This window comes from Lysinibacillus sp. CNPSo 3705, from assembly GCF_028674935.1.
Classification (GTDB): Bacteria; Bacillota; Bacilli; order Bacillales_A; family Planococcaceae; genus Lysinibacillus.
Genome location: NZ_JAQZSD010000160.1, coordinates 1 through 1,391, shown reverse-complemented (window position 1 = coordinate 1,391; position 1,391 = coordinate 1). Strand labels below are relative to the sequence as shown.

1 protein-coding gene is annotated in these 1,391 nt (G+C 25.5%); it reads left to right on the top strand.

All coding sequences use genetic code 11. The features are described from left to right. Positions 1-1,388: hypothetical protein (locus tag PVA17_RS24760; RefSeq protein ID WP_274069341.1), on the top strand; the 1,388-nt coding region annotated here is incomplete at its 5' end. Positions 1,389-1,391: the final 3 nt, after the last annotated feature.

Below are 1,391 nucleotides of genomic sequence, written 5' to 3'. Positions count from 1 at the left end.
ATGAAATACAAGTAATTAAAGATAAATCTCTTTTGTTTGAAGGACAGTATGTTTCAAAAACATTTGAATTAAACTTTTTCTATTATTTAATCTCTGGAGCTTCTAACAATTATTTGACTTACTTGTCTGATAAAAAAGTGTCGACTAAAAAGGCAGTTCCACAAGTACTAAGTATTGATGAAGATCGAGAAAGTATAGATAACCCTATTGTAGGAATTATTTCTAAAACTAAAGAAGAAGTTGTCTATTTAGAAGAAGAATATAATAAAATTAATGAAATTACTTATAATGAAGAATTTGAAGTTATAACTACTGAAATCTCTTCAAAAACAAAGAAATTACATGATCTATTTAAAAGCATCGAAAAAATAAAATCAAAAATCTTAATGAATAATGAACTTATAAAGCGATTTAATCTATTAAGCGAGCAGTTTAACTCTGACATGGAAAGGCTTGAATTTATTTTAGAGGGTGGTGACATTATCTCTAACCTTTCAATTGAAAATTGTACTGTATGTGGTAGCAAACTTTGTGATCTAAATAATCATAGCAAATCTTCAGATTCAATCATTATTGATGGTGAATCATTATATAGTTCATATAAATCAGAAAAAAATAAAATACAACTTAATTTAAAAGACTTGAATGAAACCATTGAAATTATTCATAGTGAAAATAAAGACTTAAAAAATACTTTAAAAGAAAATGAAAATTCGTTTAATAAACTTAATAGTCATATAAACAATGAGCTTAAGCCCACAAAAAAATCACTTCAAGAAAAAATGGTAAAGGCAGTTGAAAAAGAAGTTATAAAACAAAAAATTATTTACTTAACAACCATGATAAACGAACTTAATACAGATACTAAAGGAATATCATTGGGCTTAGAAATTGAAAGTAATATAAATACTGTTAATAACAATGACAATGTATCCTCTTCTATTAATGAACTTTGTCAAATTATGAGTAAACATCTAGAAGATATGCGCTTCAATCAAATCAAAAGTCCGATTGAAGTTAATTTTGATTATAATGAACATGATTTTATTATTGATAATAAATTACGTTCTGTATATGGAAAAGGATACCGAGCTATAATATATGCTGTTTTTTTAATTAGTTTAATGCAATACTGTTATACAAAAAATTTACCCCATACAGGTTTTGTGTTAATAGATTCTCCATTAACTACATATCAAGAAGGAGAAGAAATAGACGAAAATGACAATATTCCAAATGATTTAAAGAAGAGATTCATTCAAACATTTTCTAAAGAAAAGGAAAATCAGATAATTATTCTGGACAATCAATTTGACATTGACGATAGTGGAATAAATCATATAAATTTCACAAAAAAAGTAAACGAAGGTAGATATGGCTTTATGTAACGT